The sequence below is a fragment of the Pseudomonas sp. HMSC063H08 genome, assembly GCF_001813645.1.
Taxonomy (GTDB): domain Bacteria; phylum Pseudomonadota; class Gammaproteobacteria; order Pseudomonadales; family Pseudomonadaceae; genus Pseudomonas; species Pseudomonas aeruginosa.
The window spans coordinates 177258-197572 of record NZ_KV813635.1; the positions used below are offsets into that span (position 1 = coordinate 177258).

Sequence of the window (20315 nt, forward strand, 5' to 3'; positions counted from 1 at the left end):
CGCAGGGGCGTCGCGCTGCGCTAGCATCGGCCGTCCATACCGGACGCGGCCTGGACGGCCGCACTCCGGATCGCACGGATCGGCCGGAAACGGCCGCGATCACCACAGGCCGCCATGCACGCATTCCCCTTCACCCTGGACAACCGACTCGCCGAAGCCCTGCCGCTATGGCGCAACCTGGCCCGCACCGACCGGGCGCCGCGAAGGAACATCGACCTCGCCGACTGGAAAGCCGACTGGCGCGAACTGATCGCCGCGCTCGACAGGTTTTCCCGGAGCCACGGCTATCGCCAGCCATTCGCCGCGCAAGGGCACGCAGCCCTGGAAAACGCCTGGGCCTGGGGCCAGGCCGCGGAAAACGCCAGTACGCTGCTGCTCAAGGCCATCGACCGGGGCCTGGCCGGCGCCGAACTGCGTTCCATCTACCTGGAGACCGCCGCGCTGTGGCTGGACTACAGCCGGCTGCTCGGCGCCGCCCGCGACAGCCTGCGCGAGCAGGGCGAGGTCGACTTCGAGACGGCGCCGGCCCTGGCGCCGCGCACCGGCCAGTACCCGTTCGCGCTGCAACTGCTCGCCATGGGCGTGCTGCTCGACGCCCAGGAGCTAATCCCGGCCCTGGTCGAGGAGGTCCTGCAATTCGATACCGACCGCCTGCTCGACTATCTCGGCGCGGCCGCCCTCGGCCTGACTTCCGCCAGCGAGGAAACCTTCCATCCACGGCCGTTCGGGCAGTTGCGGGCGTTCTTCGAAGAGGCGGACGGCAGCGACGCCCAGGCGCTGGCGCCTTACCTGCAAAGCCAGTACCGGGAGTTCTTCCAGCTTTCCCCCAAGGCGCAGAAGAAGACCCGCCGCCTGACCGGCCCCTACGCCTGGGGCTGGTGGGCCATGGAGGTGTCGGCGCTGGGCGTGCTCTACGGCTGGGACGATGGCGTCCTGCGCGCCTCGCCGCATTACCTCGGCGACCTGGTCGACTACGCGCGGGCGCGCGGCGACGCCTGAGCCACCGGCCGCCGCTCAGGCCCGCCGGCGGCGGGCGAGGAACGCGGCGGCCAGGTCGAGGCTGGTGCAGAGCAGGAAGTAGAGCAGGGCGACGAACAGGAAGATCTCCGTCGGGTGGACCATCACCCGGTTGCTCACCTGGGTGGCGACGAAGGACAGTTCGCCGACGCCGATCACGTAGGCCAGGGAAGTGTCCTTGATCAGCGACACCCACTGGTTGAGGAAGGATGGCAGCATCACCGGCAGCGCCTGCGGCAGGATCACCAGGCGCAATACCTGCCACGGCCGCAGTCCGAGCGCGCGGGCGGCCGCCCACTGCCCGGCGGGGAGGCTGTGGATGCCGGCGTACACCGAGTGGGCGAGGTAGGCGCCGCCGATCAGCGACAGCGCGCAGACCACGGTGGCCAGCGCCGGTACGTCGACATGGAAGACGATCGGCAGCAGGAAGTAGGTCCAGAAGATCAGCATCAGCACCGGGATCGCGCGGAAGAAGCCGAGCAGCGCCACCAGCAGCAGGCGCGGCTTGCCGGGCAGCACCGCGAGGGCCACGCCGAGGACCAGGCCGAGCACCGCCGAAGCCAGTCCGGAGAGCGACGCCAGCAGCAGGGTCAGCGCCGCTCCGCCGAGCGGGCCGTCCGGGTAGGCGCCGAGCAGCAGGTAGGACAGGTTGTCCGAGATGACCGAGAAATCCATCTCAGGCACCTCCCTGGCGGTAGCGGCGGGTCTGCTGCAACGCCTGGCCGAAAGCTTCGATCAGGGCGATGGCGCCGATGTAGAGAAGGGTGGCGATGCCGAAGGCCTGGAAGGTCTTGAAGGTCTCGGTTTCCACCTGGCGCGAAGCGTAGGACAGCTCGGCCAGGCCGATGGCCATCGCCAGCGAGGAGTTCTTCAGCGCATTCATGTACTGCCCGAGCAGCGGCGGCAGGGCCGTGCGCAGGGCCTGCGGCAGCACCACCACGCGCCATACCTGGCGCTGGGTCAGCCCCAGGGCGAGGCCGGCGGCGCGCTGCTCGGGGCGTACCGAGGCGATGCCGGCGCGGAACTCCTCGGCGACGAAAGCCGAGGTATAGAGGGTCAGCCCCCAGGCACCGGCGAGGAACTCGAAGGACGGCCAGTCGAGCAAGGGCGTCTCGTGCGGCGTGTTCAGCCAGCTCACCAGCGCTTCCGGCAGCAGCGCGGGAACGCCGAAGTACCAGAAGAACAACTGCACCAGCAGCGGGGTATTGCGGAACAGCGCCAGGTAGGCGCGCGCCGGCCAGGACAGCAGGCGCCGGCGCGACAGCCGGGCGATGGCCAGGGGGGCGCCGATCAGGGTGGCGAGCAGGCAACTGAGCAGGGCAAGACCGAGGGTCAGCAGGAAGCCGTCGAGCAACCAGCGCAGGTACTGCGGGGCGAGAAGTTCGCCGAACATGTGCGGGATTCCGTCGGGTAGAACGAAAAACGCGCCTCAGCGAAGTGAGGCGCGCGGGTCGTGCGGGCGAAGCGGGCCGCTCAGCTCTTGTCGCCGATCTTGTACAGGCGCGCCAGCGGGGTCTTGGTCTGCGGACCGAACCAGGTGTCGTAGATCTTCTGCGCCTGACCGTCCTGCTCCAGCTCGCGCAGGCTCTTGTCGACGAACTCGGTCAGGGACTTCTCGCCCTTGGGAATACCGACGCCGATCAGGTCGTTGGAAATGGTGAAGGGCGGCACTTCGTACTTGTCGCGGTCGGGCACGTTGGCCAGCAGGCCGATCAGCTTCGGACCGTCCTGGGTGATGGCCTGGACCTGGCCGTTGCGCAGGGCGGTGAAAGCGAAGGGCGTGTCGTCGTAGGCGATGACCTTGGCGCCGGGGAACTTCTCGCGCAGCACGCCTTCGTTGACCGTGCCCTTGTCCACGCCGACCCGCCACTTGTTGAGGACTTCCGGCGAGGTCAGGGTGCCTTTCTTGACGATGAACTGCTGGCCGGAGGAGAAGTAGGGGATGCTGAAGTCCACCTGCTGCGCACGCTCCGGGGTGATGGTGAAGTTGGCCAGGACCAGGTCGACCTTGTTCGCCGTCAGCAGCGGGATGCGGTTGGCCGGGTTGGTCGGCAGCACTTGCAGCCGGACGCCCAGCTTGTCGGCCAGGGCCTTGGCATAGTCGACGTCGAGGCCTTCGATCTGCTTGCTCTTGGCGTCGACGAAGCCGAACGGCGGGTTGCTGTCGAAGGACGCGACGCGCAATACGCCGGCCTTGCGGATGTCCTCCAGGCGGTCGGCCTGGGCCAGGCCGGAGATCAGGGCGAGGGCGAGGGCGGTGATGGCGGGGAGTTTCTTCATGAAAGTTCCAGCTCCTTGTCGGCCGCGATCGACGATCAGGGCCTTGCAATGTGGGGCGGACATTCCGGATGGGAATGCCGCCATGTCGGCCCGGGGGTATCCCGTGGCGAAGGGAGTTTGGCAGGGGCCAAGGGTCGGGAGAAAAGAATGAATCGATCTATCTTATTTCCAGACGAAATAAGAGGTATGAAAACAAGGATTCAAAGAAATAAAAACGATAGCGTAACGCCATGGTCCGCAGGGCTTCCGCGTCGGGGTTTCGTCGTCGAGAAGGAAGGCCGGGGCCCGGCGGCCCCGTCAGCGGCTGTCCCGGCAGTCGATCACGCTGGCGTCGGTGATGATGTCCCGGCTGTCGGTGTACAGGGTGATGCTGCAGAAATAGTCGAGGATGGTCTCGTTCTCGTAGTAGCCGGTCTTGCGATAGACCGCCTCGCTGCTCACCGGCGCCATGCCGGCGACCCCCTGGCCACCGACGCCGACCCAGGTCTCGCGCTGGCCGACGTACTCGGTGCCGGTCTGTATGAAGACCTTGTCCGGCCCCATGTGGGTCCGCACGCGGTTCCAGGCGTAGAAGCCGCCGCTACCGTAGGACGAAGGGCCGAGGCCCTGGTCGGGCTTGCCGAACAGTTCGAAGGCCTTGCCGGCGGGCTGGCCGATGAGCTTCTGCGCGGCGACCTTGACCTCGTTGTCGCGATTCCCCGACTGACCGAGGGACGCGCAGGCGCTGAGGCCGAGGACGAGCAGGGCGAGACCGAAGGGCTTGATCGAGGGCATGGCATTCACTCCGTTGAAATGCCCGAGGATGTTAGAGGTCCAGCCGGCTCGCGGCTATTAGCTCATTTGTGCTAGTGCCGCTCACTTCGCCAGGTGCCGCGCCTGTTCGGCATGTACGCTGGCCATGAAGGTCTGCATGGCCGAGGAGTGGACCCGGTTGCGTCGGGTGATCAGGCCGTAGGGCGGCAGGCGCGGCTCCAGCTGGATCGGCAGGATCGCCAGCAGGTGCTTGCCCGGGTAGTCCTCGATCACCGAGCGTGGAGTGATGCCGATCATGTCGGTCTGTTGCAGCAGGGAGAGCAGGGTCATGATCGAGGTGGTCTCGACGATACTGCTCGGCAGGTCGATGCGCGCATTGTGGAAGGCCTGGTTGACGATCCCGCGCATCGGGCTGGGGTGCTGCTGCAACACCCAGGTCAGCTCCTGCAACTCGCCCCAGTCCAGCTTGCGTGCCTGCGACAACGGGTTCTGCGCGCCGACCACCACGCAGAGCTCTTCCTCGCCGAGGCTGTCGAACACCAGGTCGTCGGTGCGCGCGCCGCTGGGGATGCGTCCGAGCACCACGTCCAGCTGGTCCTGTTGCAGGGCCTGGACCAGCACGTCGCTGGTGTCCACCTGGATGCTCATCGACAGCCGTGGATGACTCTGCTTCAGGGTGGCGATGGTGCGCGTCAGCAGGCTCGAGGCCAGCGCCGGGATCGCTCCGACGGTGACCCGGCCGAGGTTGCCGGATTCCAGGGCAACCAGTTCCTCGCGCATCCCGGACAGCTCGGCGAAGATCATCCGCGAGTAATAGATCAGCGTCTCGCCGAAAGGCGTCGCGCGCATGCCGCGCGGCAAACGCTCGAACAACTCGACGCCGAGCAGGTCTTCGGCCTCGTGGAGCATCTTGGTCGCCGCCGGCTGGGTCATGCCGATCTCGTCGGCGGCGCGGCGCAGCGAGCCGAGTTCCTCCAGGGCCAGCATCAGGCGCAACTGGCGCAGGCGCAGGCGGCTGTGGATGATGCTGGCGTCGGGAATCCGGGACATGGCGTATCTCGCTGGCGGCGGGGAGACCCAGGGTGACAAGAAATCCACCCCGCCGCCAGACGCAGGCTCAGGCGGCATGCCGGAGACTCCGCCGGCCACGCCGGAACAGCGCCCCGGCGCAACGCGCCAGCAACGGCCAGAGCAGCATCGCCAGCGCCGCGCCGGTCAGGCTGGCCACCAGCGGGTTGGACCAGAACACCGAGAGTTGCCCGTCGGAGAACAGCATCGACTGGCGGAACGCGTCCTCGGCCTTGTCGCCGAGCACCGCAGCGAGCACCAGCGGGGCGATGGGGTAGCCGAGTTTCTTGAACAGGTAGCCGAGCGCGCCGAACAGCAGCATCAGGACCACGTCGAGCATGGCGTTGTGCACCGAGTAGGCGCCGATGGCGCAGACCATGACGATGATCGGCGCGACGATGGCGAACGGAATCCGCAGGATCGAGGCGAACAGCGGTACGGTCGCCAGTACCACGATCAGGCTGACCACGTTGCCCAGGTACATGCTGGCGATCAGGCCCCAGACGAAGTCGTGCTGTTCGACGAACAGCGTCGGCCCGGGATGCAGCCCCCAGATCATCAGGCCACCGAGCATCACCGCGGCGGTCGCCGAGCCGGGGATGCCGAGCGTCAGCATCGGCAGCAGGGCGCTGGTGCCGGCGCTGTGGTCGGCAGTCTCCGGAGCGATCACGCCTTCCACCTCGCCCTTGCCGAAGTTCTCGCGGTTCTTCGAGAAGCGCCGCGCCAGGCTGTAGCTCATGAACGAGGCGGCGGTGGGGCCGCCCGGAGTGACGCCCATCCAGCAGCCGACCAGCGCGCTGCGCAGCCAGGTCAGCCAGTAGCGCGGCAGCCTGGCCCAGGTACGCAGGATCACCATCGGCGTGATGCGTGCGCGCTCGCCGCGAAACACCAGGCCTTCCTCCACCGTGCAGAGGATCTCGCCGATGCCGAACAGGCCGATCACCGCCACCTCGAAACTCAGCCCGGAAAGCAGCCAGGGCTGGTCGAAGGTCAAGCGCAGGTCGCCGGACACGGTATCCATGCCCACGGCGGCCATGGCGAAGCCGATGGTCATCGCCACCAGGGTCTTCAGTGGCGGGTTGCGGCTCATGCCGATGAAGGTGCAGAACGCCAGCAGGTAGACGGCGAAGAACTCGGGCGAGCTGAACGCCAGGGCGAAGCGAGCGATATGGGTGGACAGGAAGGTCAGCAGCAGCACGCCGACCAGCGCCCCGAGGAGCGCCGAGGTGAAGGCGGCGGTCAGCGCTTCGCCGGCCTGGCCGTTGCGCGCCATCGGGTAGCCGTCGAAGGTGGTGGCCACCGACGAGGGCTCGCCGGGGATGTTGAACAGGATCGAGGTGATCGAGCCGCCGAACAACGCGCCCCAGTACATGCAGGAAAGCAGGATGATCGCCGACACCGGCGACATGCTGAAGGTCAGCGGCAGCAGCAGCGCCACCCCGTTCGGCGCACCGAGGCCCGGCAGCACGCCGACCAGGATGCCGAGCAGCACGCCGATCACCATCAGGCCGAGGTGATGGGCGCTGAGGACCAGGCTCATGCCCTGCATCAGGGAATCGAATTCGCTCATGGCCTGGCGCTCCCGACGAAGGCCGCGAGGTCGGCCAGTATTCCGGCATCCAGCGGCACCTTGAACCAGACGGCGAAGACCAGGTAGCTGGCCAGCGCCGCGCCGCAGGACAGCGTGACGATCAGCGGCACGCCGTAGGGTTTGTCGCGGCTGCGGTCGCGCCACATGAACCAGGCGATGAACAACGCGGAGGCGAGGTAGATCCCGGCGAACGGCATGGCCGCCACGTAGGCGGCGATCGGCAGGAACACCGCAAGCACCCGGCGAAAGGCCGCGCGGGCGACGAACGAGGTACCCAGCGCCCGCCAGCGGCACAGGGCCATGAGCAGGTTGCCGAGGCTGGCGGCGCTCAGCAGCAGGCCGATGTAGAAGGGGAAATAGCCGGCCTCGGGGCCGCTGTCGCCCCAGCCGATGCCGATATCCTGGCTGCCGTACATGACGATCGCGCCGAGCGCGGCGGTGAACAGCGCCAGGCCGATCTCCACCCAGCGGGTGGCGACCAGCGGCGCATTGGATGAGCTGGACATGTTCGTCTCCTGGTCGCGCTACGCGGGTTACTGGCGAAGCCAGCCGGCTTCCTGGAACAGCGGGATGACGCGCTGGCGGTCCTTCTCGATGTAGCTCACCAGGTCCTCGCCAGCGAGGAAGGTCGGCGCCAGCGCCGAGCGTTCGACATAGTCCCTGAACTCGGCGGTCTGGCTGACCTTGCGCATCAACTCGACGTAGAAGGCGCGCTGCTCGTCGCTGACTCCGCCGGGCAGGAACACGGTGCGCGGGAAGCGGTACTGGTCGATGCCCAGGCCCTGTTCGTGGCAGGTGGGGATGTCCGCCCAGGACTGCTCGGCAGCGACCTTGGCGGTGTAGATCATGCGCTCGTGGCTGAACACGCAGAGCGGCCGGACCTGGCCGCCGCGCCACTGGCTGAGGCTTTCCGCCGGGTTGTTGAGGTTGGCGGCGATGTGCCTGCCGGCCAACTGGATGGACGCCTCGCTGCCGCTCTTGAAGGGGATGTAGGTCAGCTTGCCGCCGACCTGCTTGCCGAGCAGCAGGCTTAGAGTCTGGTCGACGTCCTTCGACTGGCTGCCGCCGAAGCGCATGCCTGCCGCGTCCTTCTTCAGATCGGCGAGGAACGCCGCGGCGTCCGCCCACGGCGCCGCCTGGTAGGTCCAGAGGATGAAGTCGTCCTCGGCCACCGCCGCCACCGGCGTCAGGTCGGTCCATTGGTAGCCCAGCCGGGCCACCAACGGCAGCAGGTAGACATTGTTGGTGCCGATCACCAGCTTGTGCGCGTTGCCCTTGGCCAGCTTCAGGTCGAGGAAGGCTTCGGCGCCGTTGCCGCCGCCCTTGTTCAGCACCACGGTGTTGACGTCGAGCAGCTTGTTCTGGCTGATCGCCGACTGGACCAGGCGGGCGAGTTGGTCGGTGCCGCCTCCGGGACCGCCGGCGACGACGATCTCCAGGTTCTCTTCGGGTTTCCAGGCAGCCGCCAGGGCGGGCAGGGCGGTGCAGCAGAGCAGGGCGCAAGCGGCCAGGAAGGAGGGGACGGAGCGCGCATATGCGGTACGCATGGAGGACCTCTGGTTGTCATTGTTGTTATGGGTAGAGCGGAGTGTGCGAAGCGCACCGATAAGCGTCCACTCAAAATAAGGCATACACCGATAGCCTGGGGTTATGAGTGGAAGCGGATGTCGGACATCTGGAGCGATAACCGTAGGAAATGGCCGTATGAGCAGCTTTGATTAGACGGTTATCGATGGAAAGCCGGATAGTGGGCCTGCCGGACCTGCCAACCCAGTTCCGCAGCACAAGAACAACAATAAAAGAGGTACGACCCATGGCTCAGGCACAGACTGCCGTGCTCCAGGCTGATCCTGCCCAGGACAAGGCCACTGCCGCAAAACCCAGCAACGTCCGCTGGCGCATCTTCGCCATCGTCTTCGCCCTGACGGTGATCAACCTGGTCGACCGGGTCTCGCTGTCCATCGCCATGCCCACCATCGCCGGTGAATTCCAGCTCACGCCGAGCACGCAGGGGCTGATCCTCAGCAGCTTCTTCTGGGCCTACGCGCTGTTGCAGATTCCCGGCGGCTGGCTGATCGACCGCTACGGCCCGCGCCGGGTGATCGGCTGGTCCACCGGCCTCTGGGGAGCCTTCCAGACCCTCGCGGCCTTCGCCAGCGGCGGCCTGTCGCTGATGTTCGCCCGGGTCGCCCTGGGCGCGGCGGAAGCGCCGCTGTTCCCCTCCGGCGGCAAGCTCAACTCGCTGTGGCTGGGCTCCAGCGAACGCAGCCGCGGCGCCGTGCTGATGGACTGCGGAGGGCCGCTTGGCGTCGCTCTCGGCGGACTGGTCATCGCCTACCTGATCGCCGTGCTCGGCTCCTGGCGCAGCGCCTTCTTCATCGCCGGCATCGCCACCCTGGCCATGGCCTGGCTGGCCTGGCACTACCTGCGCGACGACCCGGCCGAGCATCCCGGGGTCAACGCCGCCGAGCTGGACCGGATCAACGCCGACCGCACCACCCCGCTCGCCGAAGCGGACTGCCAGGCCGGCGGAAGACTGGGCATCGCCGGCCGCTCCCTGGTCGGTATCGTCCTCGGCCGCGCCAGTTGGGCCATGGTGTTCTTCGGCCTGCTGACCTGGGGTCCTAGCTACCTGGCGCAGGCGCGCGGCTTCGATATCAAGGGTATCGGCGCCGCGACCTTCGTCATCTTCCTCTGCGGCGCCGTCGGTTCCCTGGTCGGCGGCTTCCTCTGCGACCTGCTGATCCGCAAGGGCGTGCGCCGCGGCCTGGCGGCCAAGGGCCTGCTGACGGTCTCGGGCCTCGCGGCGCTGGTCGCCTTCCTGCTGTTGCCGAGCCTGGAAGATGCCTATGCCGCCGTGACCCTGCTGGCGCTGACCGCCTTCTTCCTGATGTGGGGCAGCCTGTACTGGAGCTTTCCGGCCTTGCTCGCCGCTCCGGCCCGGGTCGGCCTGGTCGGCGGGGTGATGAACATGGCCGGCAGCCTCGGCGGCATCGCCGTGCCGATCCTGGTCGGGCTGCTGCTGCAACACCTGGGCGGATATGCCGCGGTGCTGGGCTTCTTCGCCCTCTGCTCGGCAGCCTTCATCGCCGGCACCCTGCTGATTTCCCTGGACAAGACCGAGGCAAAGCATGGCTGAGCTGTACGACGGGCCGATCGTCGACGCCCATCATCATTTCTGGGACCCGCAGGCGAACTACCACCCCTGGCTCGCGGAGGACGCCAAGATTCCGTTCCGCTACGGCGACTACAGCGCGATCAAGCGCCGCTACCTGCCGGCGGACTACTTCGGCGACGTCGGCGCACACCGGGTGGTCGAGACGGTCTACGTGGAAACCGAGTGGGACCCGCGCGATCCGCTCGGCGAAACCCGCTTCGTGCATCACCTCGCCGAACGCCATGGCGCGCCCCACGCGGTGGTGGCGCAGGCCTGGCTGGACGCGCCGGACGCCGCCGAGGTGCTGGCGGCGCAGGCGGGCTTCGCACGGGTCCGCAGCGTCCGCCACAAGCCCGGCGGTCCGCAACGCCCGCAACAGGTCGGCGAGCTGCGCAGCCTGATGAGCGACGAGCGCTGGCGTCGCGGCTATGCCGAGCTGGCCCGGCACGGCCTGCACTTCGACCTGCAGACACCCTGGTGGAACCTCGCCGAGGCCGCATGCCTGGCGCGCGACTTCCCCGATACGCTGATCGTGCTCAACCACGCCGGCCTGCCGTCCGATCGCAGCGAGGAGGGGCTGGCCGCCTGGCAACGGGCCATGGCGCGCTTCGCCGAATGCCCCAACGTGGCGTTGAAGATCTCCGGCATCGGCCAGGCCGGCCGGCGCTGGAGCGTCGAGGACAACGCCTGGATCGTCCGCGAAAGCATCGCCCTGTTCGGCGTCGAGCGGGCGATGTTCGCCAGTAACTTCCCGGTGGACAGCCTGTGCGGCTCGTTCGACGACATCTATGGCGGTTTCAAACGCATCGTCGCCGACCTGCCGTACGCCGACCAGGAACGGCTTTTCCATAGCAACGCGCGGCGCATCTACCGCACCGTACCCGACACCGTGCGCCTGCAGCAGGCGTCGCCCGACCCGAGGACTTCCCCATGAACGCTCCATCCCTACCGCGACTGGCCATGGTCCTGGGCGATCCGGCCGGCATCGGCCCGGAACTGATCGCCCGCCTGCTGGCCGACACCGAGGTGCGCGAGAAGGCGCACATCGTGCTGATCGCCGACGAAGCGGAAATGCGCCGCGGCATGCGCATCGCCGGCTGCGAATTCCCCTACCGACGCATCGACGCGCTGGAGACCCTGGATTTCGCCGACGCCACGCCACTGCTGCATCCCTGGCTCAGCCAGGGCGGGGACGAGTTCCCACGCAGCGAAGCGAGCGCCGTCGGTGGCCGCTACAGCCTGGAAACCCTCGCGCTGGCCCTCGAACTGACCCGCAGCGGCAGGACCGACGCGATCCTCTTCGGCCCGCTGAACAAGACCTCGCTGCACATGGCCGGCATGGACCACAGCGACGAGTTGCACTGGTTCGCCGAGCGCCTGGGGTTCGGCGGCCCGTTCTGCGAGTTCAACGTCCTCGACGACCTCTGGACCTCGCGGGTGACCTCCCACGTAGCCCTGGCCGAGGTGCCGGGCCTGCTCAGCCAGGAGCGGGTAGGGGAGGCGATCCGCCTGATCGACGACGCGCTGCGCCGCAGCGGCCTGGCGCGGCCGCGCATCGGCGTCTGCGGACTGAACCCGCACAACGGCGACAACGGCAGCTTCGGCCGCGAGGAGCTGGACATCATCGCTCCGGCGGTGCAGAAGGCGCGCGAACAGGGGATCGCCGCCGACGGCCCGTATCCCGCCGACACCATTTTCCTCAAAGTGCAGGGCGACGCCCGTGCCTTCGACGCGGTGGTGACCATGTACCACGACCAGGGGCAGATCGCGATCAAGCTGATGGGCTTCTCCCGCGGCGTGACCGTCCAGGGCGGCCTGCCGATCCCCATCGCTACGCCGGCCCACGGTACCGCCTTCGATATCGCCGGGCAGGGAAGGGCCGACGTCGGCGCCACCCGCCAGGCGTTCGAGATCGCCTGCCGGATGGGCAGGCGCAAAGCCTGATCGCCTGCATGCGACGCGACAACCAGAGCGCCGCCCCTTCGTAACGCGCTCCCTGGCGCCTCCCTGTACCGTCGCGGCGGGGCAGGAGGCGTCGCACCTTCGACGAGAGACACATCGCCTGGAGCCGCAGCGCTCCACGGCTCGCTTCGGCCTGGGAAAAGGAAAAACAACAATGACCCGTTCCGCTCCGAACCTGCTGAAATCCGCCTCGCTCGCCCCGGTCCTGCTGGCCGGCCTGCCGTCGCTCGCCGGCGCCGAGGGCTTTATCGAAGACGCCAGCGTCAGCCTCGGCCTGCGCAATCTCTATTTCAATCGCGACTTCCGCCAGCCCGGCGCGGCGCAGTCGAAACAGGAGGAGTGGGCCCAAGGCTTTCTCCTACAGGCAAAATCCGGCTATACCCAGGGCACCCTGGGCCTCGGCGTCGAGCTGATCGGCCAGCTCGGCCTGAAGCTCGACAGCAGCCCTGATCGTGCCGGCTCCGGGCTGCTGCCACGCCACGCCGACGGACGCGCAGCGGACGACTACGCGCGACTGGGCGTGGCGCCGAAGCTGAAGCTGTCGAATACCGAGCTGAAGCTCGGCGAACTGCTGCCGGAACTGCCAATCCTCCTGCGCAACGACGGCCGCCTGCTGCCACAGACCTTCCAGGGCGGCATGCTGACCTCCAGGGAAATCGCCGGCCTGACCCTGCACGGCGGGCAGATGCGTTCGCTCAGCCAGCGCAACTCCAGCGACCACCAGGACCTCTCGGTGGATGGGCGCGGCGGGGTGTTCTCCGACCGTTTCGACTACCTGGGCGCGGAGTACCGCTTCAATGCCGAGCGCAGCCAGGTCGGGCTGTGGCAGGCGCGACTGCAAGACATCTACCGGCAGGACTACTACAGCTTGAGCCACAAGCAGAGCTTCGGCGGCTGGCGCCTGGGCGCCAGCGTCGGGCTCTTCGACACGCGCGACGAAGGTGCCGCGAAGCTCGGTGATCTGGAGAATCGCGCGCTGACCGGTTTCTTCAGCGCGACCCGCGGCCGCCACAGCCTCGGCGCCGGCTACCAGCGCATGTACGGCGACGACGGGATGCTCTACATCGCCGGCACCAGCACGCCGTTGGTCAACGACATCCAGGTGCGCAACTTCACCAGCGCCGGCGAGCGCTCCTGGCAACTGCGCTACGACTACGACTTCGTCGCCCTGGGCATTCCCGGGCTGACCGCCATGGCCCGCTACGCCAGCGGCGCCCATGCCCGGACGAAGGCGATGGACGACGGCCGCGCCTGGGAACGCGACGTGGACGTCGCCTACGTGATCCAGAGCGGCCCGCTGAAGAACCTCGGCCTGCGTTGGCGCAACGCCATGCTGCGGTCCAACCATACCGCCGATGTCGACGAGAACCGCCTGATCCTCTCGTATTCCCTGCCGCTGCTCTGAGCGCAGGGCCGTTCTCGCTGCTGCCCGATAACCGGCGATTGGCTGATTGGTGAAAAGGTATTGCCTGGGGTTATCGATGAATGCGCAGAAGTGATTATCCGCGCGGGAGCGGCCTGGCTACAGTCGGCCCAACGCAAGCGGCCATGCCGCCTCCGCGTCGAACAACAACAAGAAGGAAGCCCTCCATGAGCGCCATGAACGACCACGCCAGGCTGCTGTCCTCGGCGATCGCCACCAGCCGCCTGCGGCTCCTGCCTTTCCTGGTCCTGATGTATGTACTGGCTTTCATCGACCGGGCCAACGTCGGTTACGCGCGGGCCTTCCTGCAAGCCGACACCGGCCTCGGCGATGCCGCCTTCGCGTTCGGCGCGAGCATCTTCTTCATCGGCTATGCCTGCTTCGAGGTACCCAGCAACCTGATGCTGCACCGCCTCGGCGCCAGGGTCTGGCTGTGCAGGATCATGGTCACCTGGGGCCTGGTCTCGGCGGCGATGATGTTCGCCGACGACGCCATGACTTTCTATGTCCTGCGCTTCCTGCTGGGCGTCGCCGAGGCGGGCTTCTTCCCCGGCATCATCCTCTACCTCACCTACTGGTTCCCGCAGCGCAGCCGTGCCCAGGCGCTTGGCCTGTTCTATTTCGGCCTGCCGCTGGCGCTGGTACTGGGCGGTCCGCTGTCCGGTTGGCTGCTGGAGTTCCACGGCATCTTCGGCCTGGCCAACTGGCAGTGGCTGTTCGTCACCGAGGGCCTGCTGGCCTCGCTGGTCGGCATTGCCGCCTACTTCTACCTGGTCGACCGCCCGCGCGATGCCGGCTGGCTGAGCGACGAGCAGAAGCGGGCGCTGGAAGGCGAGCTGGCCGAAGAAGACACCCGCAAACAGGCACGCGGCCCGCACGGCTTCCTCAGCGCTCTGCGCAGCGGCCAGGTGCTGAAGTTCTGCCTGGTCTACTTCACCATCCAGATGAGCGTGTACGGCGTGGTGTTCTACCTGCCGACCCGCATCGCCAGCTTCCTCGACGGCCAGGTCGGCCTGAACGTCGGCCTGATCACCGCGATTCCCTGGGCTTGCGCCCTGGTGGTAACGCGCCTGGTGACCCGCCAGGCCGACCGCAGCGGCCAGCATCGCCAGCTCGCGGTGGCCATGCTGGGCATGGCCGCAGCCGGTATCGCCGCCTCGGCGCTGGCCGGCAACCTGGGCCTGGCGGTGATCGCCTTCTGCTTCGCCGCGTCCGGCTTCGTCTCGGTGCAGCCGCTGTTCTGGACCCTTCCCACCGGCTACCTGAGCGGTGCGGCCGCGGCCAGCGGCATCGCCCTGATCAACTCCCTGGGCAACCTCGGCGGCTTCGTCGCGCCGAACCTCAAGACCCTCATGGAAAGCCAGTTCGCCGACCCGCGCGCCGGCATGTTCGCCCTGGCCGCCGTCGGCCTGCTCGGCGCCTGCCTGCTGGCCCGGCTGAAGACTTCCGGATCGTCGTCCGTCCCGCTGCGAGCGCGGCAGGCCGGCTGACTCACACTACGCACCGATAGGAGCTGCGACATGAAAATCAAATCCGTCCGTACCCGCGTCTTCGAATGGAAGGGCAAGGTCGTCCCGCCGCAGGCGCACTTCTGCACCAATGCCAGCGACATCCTATTCGAGAAGGGAGACGCCATGGGCTCGTTCCGCTTCCACGGCTGGCTGGTGGTGGAGATCGAGACCGACGACGGCCTCGTCGGCATCGGCAACTGCGCCCTGGCGCCGCGCGTGGCGAAGGAAATCGTCGACCTCTACCTGGCGCCGATCTGCATCGGCGAAGACCCGTTCGACAACGAGTACATCTGGCAGAAGATGTATCGCCGCACCCACGCCTGGGGCCGCAAGGGCATCGGCATGGCAGCCATCTCGGCGGTGGACCTGGCGATCTGGGACATCATGGGCAAGGCGGTGAACAAGCCGGTGTTCAAGCTGCTCGGCGGCCGCACCAAGGAGAAGATCTGGACCTACGCCTCGAAGCTCTACGCCAACGACAACCTCGACGCCTTCCTCGAAGAGGCCCAGGGCTACCTGAACCAGGGCTTCACCGCGCTGAAGATGCGCTTCGGCTATGGCCCCAAGGACGGCCCGGCGGGCATGCGCAGGAACATCGAGCAGGTCCGCGCGCTACGCGAACTGGCCGGGCCGGACATCGACATCATGCTCGAATGCTACATGGGCTGGACCCTGGAATACGCCCGGCGGATGCTGCCGAAGCTCGCCGAGTTCGAACCGCGCTGGCTGGAGGAGCCGGTGATCGCCGATGACATCGAGGGCTACGTCGAGCTGAAGAAGATGGGGATCATGCCGATCTCCGGCGGCGAGCACGAATTCACCGGCCACGGCTTCAAGGACCTGCTGGAGCGCCGCGCGGTGGACGTCATCCAGTACGACACCAACCGCGTCGGCGGGATCACCGCCGCGCGCAAGATCAACGCCATGGCCGAGGCCTGGTCAGTGCCGGTGATCCCGCACGCCGGACAGTTGCACAACTATCACCTGACCATGGCCAGCACCGCCTCGCCGATGGCCGAGTTCTTCCCGGTGTTCGACGTCGAGGTCGGCAACGAGCTGTTCTACTACGTGTTCAAGGGCGAGCCGCAGCCGGTCGACGGCTATATCCAGCTGGACGACCACAAGCCCGGCCTGGGCCTGGAGATATCCGAAGAGCACCTCAAGGATTTCATCATCATCGAGTGATAGTCGGAGCCCACAGGAGGAGCCGAGATGCGGCTGATTCAATTCGAGGACCGGGCAGGGCAGCGCCGGGTCGGCGTCGTCGAAGGCGCCGGGATACAGGTGCTGCGCGGCGTGCGCAGCACGCGCGAACTGGGGCTGGCGGCGATTCGCGCGGGCAGCGGCCTGCACGACGAGGTGCTGCGCCGAGGCAGCGAGCCAGGCCCGGACTATGCCGGGTTGCTGGAGGAGGGAAGGGTGCTGCCGCCGCTGGATCATGACGACCCGGCCCATTGCCTGGTCAGCGGCACCGGCCTGACCCACCTGGGCAGCGCCGCGACGCGCGACCGCATGCACCAGCAGAACCAGGGCGACGAGACCGCGCTGACCGACACCATGCGCATCTTCAGGTGGGGCCTGGAGGGCGGCAAGCCACCGGCGGGCCAGGTCGGCGCGCAGCCTGAATGGTTCTACAAGGGCGACGGCGGCATCGTCGTGCGCCCCGGCGCGGACTTCCCGCTACCGGCCTTCGCCGAGGACGCCGGCGAGGAACCGGAGCTGGTCGGGCTCTACCTGATCGGCGATGACCGCCGGCCTTACCGGCTCGGCTACGCCCTGGGCAACGAGTTCTCCGACCACCTGATGGAGCGCCGCAACTACCTGTACCTGGCGCATTCCAAGCTACGCGCCTGCTGCTACGGGCCGGAGCTGCGAGTCGGCGAACTGCCGCGCCACCTGCAGGGCGAGAGCCGGATCCTGCGCGACGGCGAAGTGCTCTGGCAGCAGGCGTTCCTTTCCGGCGAGGACAACATGTGCCACAGCCTGGAGAACCTCGAGTACCACCATTTCAAGTACGCGCAGTTCCTCCGTCCGGGCGACGTCCACGTGCATTACTTCGGTACCGCCACGCTGTCCTTCGCCGACGGGATCAAGGCTGCTCCGGGGGATGTCTTCGAGATCGCCATGGCCGAGTTCGGCGCGCCGCTGCGCAATGGCATCGCCGCCGTCGAGACCGCACTGACGCCGGGGCGGGTGGTAGCGCTCTGAAGCCCCACCGCCGTGCATAGGCCGGAGCTCCACGAGAGACCCGCGGCACGGTTTCCTTCATTCCTGCGGAGCCTTGGCTCCAACCCCGCCGGCCATCCCCGGCGGGGCTTCCCCTGTATGAGGTCGACATGACAGCCATCCTCGGACACAACTTCATCGGCGGCGCCCGCAGCGCGGCCGGCACGCTCTTCCTGCAAAGCCTCGACGCCGCCAGCGGTGAGGCGCTGCCGTACGGCTTCGTGCAAGCCACCCCGGAAGAAGTGGACGCCGCCGCCGAAGCCGCCGCCAGCGCCTACCCGCACTACCGGCAACTGCCGGCCAGCCGCCGCGCGGAATTCCTCGATACCATCGCCGCCGAACTCGACGCGCTGGACGCTGATTTCGTCGCCATCGTCTGCCGTGAAACCGCGCTACCGGCCACGCGCATCCAGGGCGAACGCAGCCGCACCAGCGGCCAGCTGCGCCTGTTCGCCGAAGTCCTGCGGCGCGGCGACTTCCATGGCGCGCGCATCGACCGCGCCCGGCCCGAACGCAAGCCGCTGCCACGCGTCGACCTGCGCCAGTGCCGGATCGGCCTCGGCCCGGTGGCGGTGTTCGGCGCGAGCAACTTCCCCCTGGCGTTCTCCACCGCCGGCGGCGATACCGCCGCGGCCCTGGCCGCCGGCTGCCCGGTGGTGTTCAAGGCGCACAGCGGACACATGGCCACCGCCGAACGGGTCGCCGCGGCGATCCTCCGCGCGGCCGAGCGCACCGGCATGCCGGCGGGCGTGTTCAACATGATCTACGGCGGCGGAGTAGGGGAGCGGCTGGTCCGCCACCCCGCGATCCAGGCGGTCGGCTTCACCGGTTCGCTGAAGGGCGGCCGCGCCCTCTGCGACATGGCGGCCGCCCGGGCGCAGCCGATCCCGGTGTTCGCCGAGATGAGCAGCATCAACCCGGTGGTGCTGCTGCCGGCAGCGCTGAAGAAGCGCGGCGAGGCCGTGGCCGACGAACTGAGTGCCTCGGTGGTACTCGGCTGTGGCCAGTTCTGTACCAATCCGGGCCTGGTCATCGGCATCCGCTCTGCGCAATTCTCGGCGTTCCTCGAACGCTTCGCCGCCCGCATGGACGACCAGCCGGCGCAGACCATGCTCAATGCCGGCACGCTGGCCAGCTATGAAAAAGGCCTGGCGGCGCTGCACGCCCACCCGCGCGTCCGCCACCTCGCCGGGCAGCCGCAGGAGGGCCGCCAGGCCCGGCCGCAACTGTTCCAGGCGGACGTCAGCCTGCTGCTGGAGGGCGACGAGTTGCTGCAGGAAGAAGTCTTCGGCCCGGCCAGCGTGGTCGTCGAGGTCGCCGACCACGCCGAACTGAAGCGCGCGCTGCATGGGCTGCACGGGCAGCTCACCGCAACCCTGATTGCCGAAGCGGAAGACCTGGCGTCCTTCGCCGACCTGGTACCGCTCCTGGAACAGAAGGCAGGGCGCCTGCTGCTCAACGGCTACCCGACCGGCGTGGAAGTCTGCGACGCGATGGTCCACGGCGGCCCGTACCCGGCCACCTCGGACGCCCGCGGCACCTCGGTGGGCACCCTGGCCATCGACCGTTTCCTGCGCCCGGTGTGCTACCAGAACTACCCGGACGCGTGGCTGCCGGAAGCGCTGAAGGATGGCAACCCATTGGGGATTGCGCGGTTGGTGGACGGGGTTGAGACGCGGGCGGCGATTGACTGAAAGAGGAACCGGGCAAAGACGAGGGTCGGAGGATATCGGAGCCTCAGAGGTGTGCAGCAGGACACTGGAGGAGCCCCGGAAGAGGCCCGCCGGTGTTCCTGCCTGTACCCCGAATGAGCAAAGCGAGTATCGATCCAGGGCTACCCGAGTGCTCCTATCGTCCCATGCCTGGACGCGGAAAAGCCGCTTCTCGGTGTCGAGGGATTCTCGGCCGATACCGCCACTTGCATCGGCATGAGACAGGAGGCGCGCCACAATCTCTCCGGGGGTCCTTCCTTCCGTGGCGAATGCCATGATGCCCCCCTGGCAGGATCGCCGCTTGGCTCCGTATAGCGCGATGGTGAAAAACACATGAGACAATATTGACTCATGTGAACTATATAAGCATCATGCGATCCCAGCGCTCGATCGTCGTCCAAGCGGCATGAATAGCGAGTCCGGCCCAGCCTGGCCAGATCGAGCCGAGCGGACAACTGATGCGCGTGAGTGGCCGAACCCATGCCATCGCTGTAACGCCCCGAACAGAATCGTCTTCCGACGGCAGCCTCCCCCGACAGGTGGTTTCCCCGTGCCCATTCCCTGCCGGGCAAGGCACAGGTTGGCCGCCGCGCTGGACGACGACAAACCATCACCGTCCCGGCAGAGATCCTGGAGAACGACAATGCGTGCGATCGATGCCGGCATTCTGGTCTGCGGCGAGTGCCACCAGTTGAATCGCGCCGACGGGAACGAGCATCCGCGTTGCAGTCGCTGCGGCGCGAAGCTGCATCCTCGGCGGCCGAGCAGCATTGCCCGTACCTGGGCGTTGCTGATCTCGGCGATGATTCTCTACGTTCCCGCCAACCTGTTGCCGATCATGACCGTCAACATGCTCGGCAAGGGCTCCCCGGCGACCATCATGGGCGGGGTCGTGACCCTGATCCAGGCCGACATGCTTCCCATCGCCCTGGTGGTGTTCGTCGCCAGTATCGTCGTCCCCACCTTCAAGCTGGTCGGCATCGCCCTGCTGCTCTATTCGGTGCAGCGGCACCAGCCGATGTCGGCCCGCCAGCGAATCATGATGTACCGCTTCATCGAATGGGTCGGGCGCTGGTCGATGCTCGATATCTTCGTCATCGCCATCCTCGTGGCGCTGGTGAATTTCGGCAACCTGGCGAGCATCGAGGCCAACCTCGGCGCCGCCGCCTTCGCCAGCGTGGTGGTGCTCACCATGCTCGCCGCCGTGACGTTCGACCCCCGGCTTATCTGGGACAACACCAATCTGGACGACGAGAATGAGTGATTTGCCAAGCCCGAAGAAACACAAGACCTCGAACTGGTCGGCGATCTGGGTGCTGCCGCTGGTGGCCCTGGCTATCGGGGCCTGGCTGGGCTGGCGCGCCTACGACCAGGCAGGGGTGCTGATCCAGGTGCGCTTCGAGAGCAGCGATGGCATCCAGGCGAAGAAGACCGAGGTGCTGTACAAGGGCATCGCGGTCGGCAAGGTCGTCGCGCTGGATGTCAGCGAAGATATCAAGGGCGTGGTGGCCACCATCGAAATGGACAAGGAGGCGCGCCAGTACCTGAGCAAGGGTACCCGCTTCTGGCTGGTCAAGCCGCGGGTTTCCCTGGCTGGCGTCACCGGCCTGGAAAC

19 protein-coding genes are annotated in these 20315 nt (G+C 67.5%); 11 read left to right on the plus strand and 8 right to left on the minus strand.

Features of this window, described 5'->3' with window-relative positions:
• The first annotated feature begins 114 nt into the window (after positions 1 to 114).
• Positions 115 to 999, plus strand: a complete 885-nt coding sequence (locus HMPREF2924_RS33595; protein ID WP_003132094.1) for a DUF1911 domain-containing protein — start codon at positions 115 to 117, stop codon at positions 997 to 999.
• Between the two features lie 15 nt (positions 1000 to 1014).
• Here the strand turns inward: HMPREF2924_RS33595 and HMPREF2924_RS33600 are convergent, their stop codons facing one another.
• The 8 genes from HMPREF2924_RS33600 to HMPREF2924_RS33635 all read right to left on the minus strand — a co-directional run bounded on the left by HMPREF2924_RS33600 (position 1015) and on the right by HMPREF2924_RS33635 (position 8256).
• A complete protein-coding gene (locus HMPREF2924_RS33600; protein WP_003113694.1) occupies positions 1015 to 1692 on the minus strand; it encodes an amino acid ABC transporter permease in 678 nt (225 codons plus the stop codon).
• Between the two features lies 1 nt (position 1693).
• Positions 1694 to 2410 (minus strand): amino acid ABC transporter permease, encoded by a 717-nt coding sequence (locus HMPREF2924_RS33605; protein WP_003089046.1) that lies wholly within the window; start codon positions 2408 to 2410, stop codon positions 1694 to 1696.
• An 80-nt stretch (positions 2411 to 2490) separates the two neighbouring features.
• Positions 2491 to 3297 (minus strand): ABC transporter substrate-binding protein, encoded by an 807-nt coding sequence (locus HMPREF2924_RS33610; protein ID WP_003124678.1) that lies wholly within the window; start codon positions 3295 to 3297, stop codon positions 2491 to 2493.
• Between the two features lie 297 nt (positions 3298 to 3594).
• Positions 3595 to 4071 (minus strand): hypothetical protein, encoded by a 477-nt coding sequence (locus tag HMPREF2924_RS33615; RefSeq protein ID WP_003132071.1) that lies wholly within the window; start codon positions 4069 to 4071, stop codon positions 3595 to 3597.
• Between the two features lie 81 nt (positions 4072 to 4152).
• On the minus strand, positions 4153 to 5100 hold the full coding sequence (locus tag HMPREF2924_RS33620) for a LysR family transcriptional regulator (protein ID WP_003089050.1): 948 nt from the start codon (positions 5098 to 5100) through the stop codon (positions 4153 to 4155).
• 67 nt (positions 5101 to 5167) lie between these two features.
• Positions 5168 to 6688 (minus strand): tripartite tricarboxylate transporter permease, encoded by a 1521-nt coding sequence (locus tag HMPREF2924_RS33625; RefSeq protein ID WP_003089051.1) that lies wholly within the window; start codon positions 6686 to 6688, stop codon positions 5168 to 5170.
• Positions 6685 to 7215, minus strand: a complete 531-nt coding sequence (locus HMPREF2924_RS33630) for a tripartite tricarboxylate transporter TctB family protein (protein WP_003110999.1) — start codon at positions 7213 to 7215, stop codon at positions 6685 to 6687. Before HMPREF2924_RS33630 ends, HMPREF2924_RS33625 begins: the two co-directional genes overlap by 4 nt.
• A 27-nt stretch (positions 7216 to 7242) precedes the next feature.
• The gene (locus HMPREF2924_RS33635) at positions 7243 to 8256 is read right to left on the minus strand and encodes a Bug family tripartite tricarboxylate transporter substrate binding protein (protein ID WP_003111000.1); all 1014 of its coding nucleotides are present in this window, start codon (positions 8254 to 8256) and stop codon (positions 7243 to 7245) included.
• Positions 8257 to 8522: 266 nt separating this feature from the next.
• Between HMPREF2924_RS33635 and HMPREF2924_RS33640 the strand changes: the two genes are divergently transcribed.
• From HMPREF2924_RS33640 to HMPREF2924_RS33685, 10 genes are all read left to right on the plus strand, one after another.
• Positions 8523 to 9848, plus strand: a complete 1326-nt coding sequence (locus tag HMPREF2924_RS33640; protein ID WP_003132068.1) for an MFS transporter — start codon at positions 8523 to 8525, stop codon at positions 9846 to 9848.
• Positions 9841 to 10800, plus strand: coding sequence for an amidohydrolase family protein (locus tag HMPREF2924_RS33645; protein WP_003113699.1), 960 nt, complete (start codon positions 9841 to 9843; stop codon positions 10798 to 10800). Before HMPREF2924_RS33640 ends, HMPREF2924_RS33645 begins: the two co-directional genes overlap by 8 nt.
• Positions 10797 to 11810: a 4-hydroxythreonine-4-phosphate dehydrogenase PdxA gene (locus tag HMPREF2924_RS33650; RefSeq protein WP_003123450.1), complete on the plus strand. Its 1014-nt coding sequence runs from the start codon at positions 10797 to 10799 to the stop codon at positions 11808 to 11810. Before HMPREF2924_RS33645 ends, HMPREF2924_RS33650 begins: the two co-directional genes overlap by 4 nt.
• A gap of 172 nt (positions 11811 to 11982) precedes the next feature.
• The gene (locus HMPREF2924_RS33655; protein WP_003132065.1) at positions 11983 to 13233 is read left to right on the plus strand and encodes an OprD family porin; all 1251 of its coding nucleotides are present in this window, start codon (positions 11983 to 11985) and stop codon (positions 13231 to 13233) included.
• A 185-nt stretch (positions 13234 to 13418) separates the two neighbouring features.
• Positions 13419 to 14741 carry an MFS transporter gene (locus HMPREF2924_RS33660; RefSeq protein WP_003123448.1) on the plus strand — a complete coding sequence of 441 codons (1323 nt, stop codon included), beginning with the start codon at positions 13419 to 13421 and terminating at the stop codon, positions 14739 to 14741.
• 30 nt (positions 14742 to 14771) lie between these two features.
• The gene (locus HMPREF2924_RS33665) at positions 14772 to 15947 is read left to right on the plus strand and encodes an L-lyxonate dehydratase (protein WP_003111006.1); all 1176 of its coding nucleotides are present in this window, start codon (positions 14772 to 14774) and stop codon (positions 15945 to 15947) included.
• Positions 15948 to 15974: 27 nt separating this feature from the next.
• Positions 15975 to 16970 (plus strand): AraD1 family protein, encoded by a 996-nt coding sequence (araD1, locus tag HMPREF2924_RS33670; protein WP_003111007.1) that lies wholly within the window; start codon positions 15975 to 15977, stop codon positions 16968 to 16970.
• Between the two features lie 128 nt (positions 16971 to 17098).
• Positions 17099 to 18682: an aldehyde dehydrogenase (NADP(+)) gene (locus HMPREF2924_RS33675; RefSeq protein WP_023094740.1), complete on the plus strand. Its 1584-nt coding sequence runs from the start codon at positions 17099 to 17101 to the stop codon at positions 18680 to 18682.
• 661 nt (positions 18683 to 19343) lie between these two features.
• Entirely contained in the window at positions 19344 to 19964 is a 621-nt protein-coding gene (locus tag HMPREF2924_RS33680) for a paraquat-inducible protein A (protein ID WP_003132056.1), read from the plus strand.
• Positions 19957 to 20315: MlaD family protein (locus HMPREF2924_RS33685; RefSeq protein ID WP_141765592.1), on the plus strand; the 359-nt coding region annotated here is incomplete at its 3' end. The genes HMPREF2924_RS33680 and HMPREF2924_RS33685, both read left to right, overlap by 8 nt.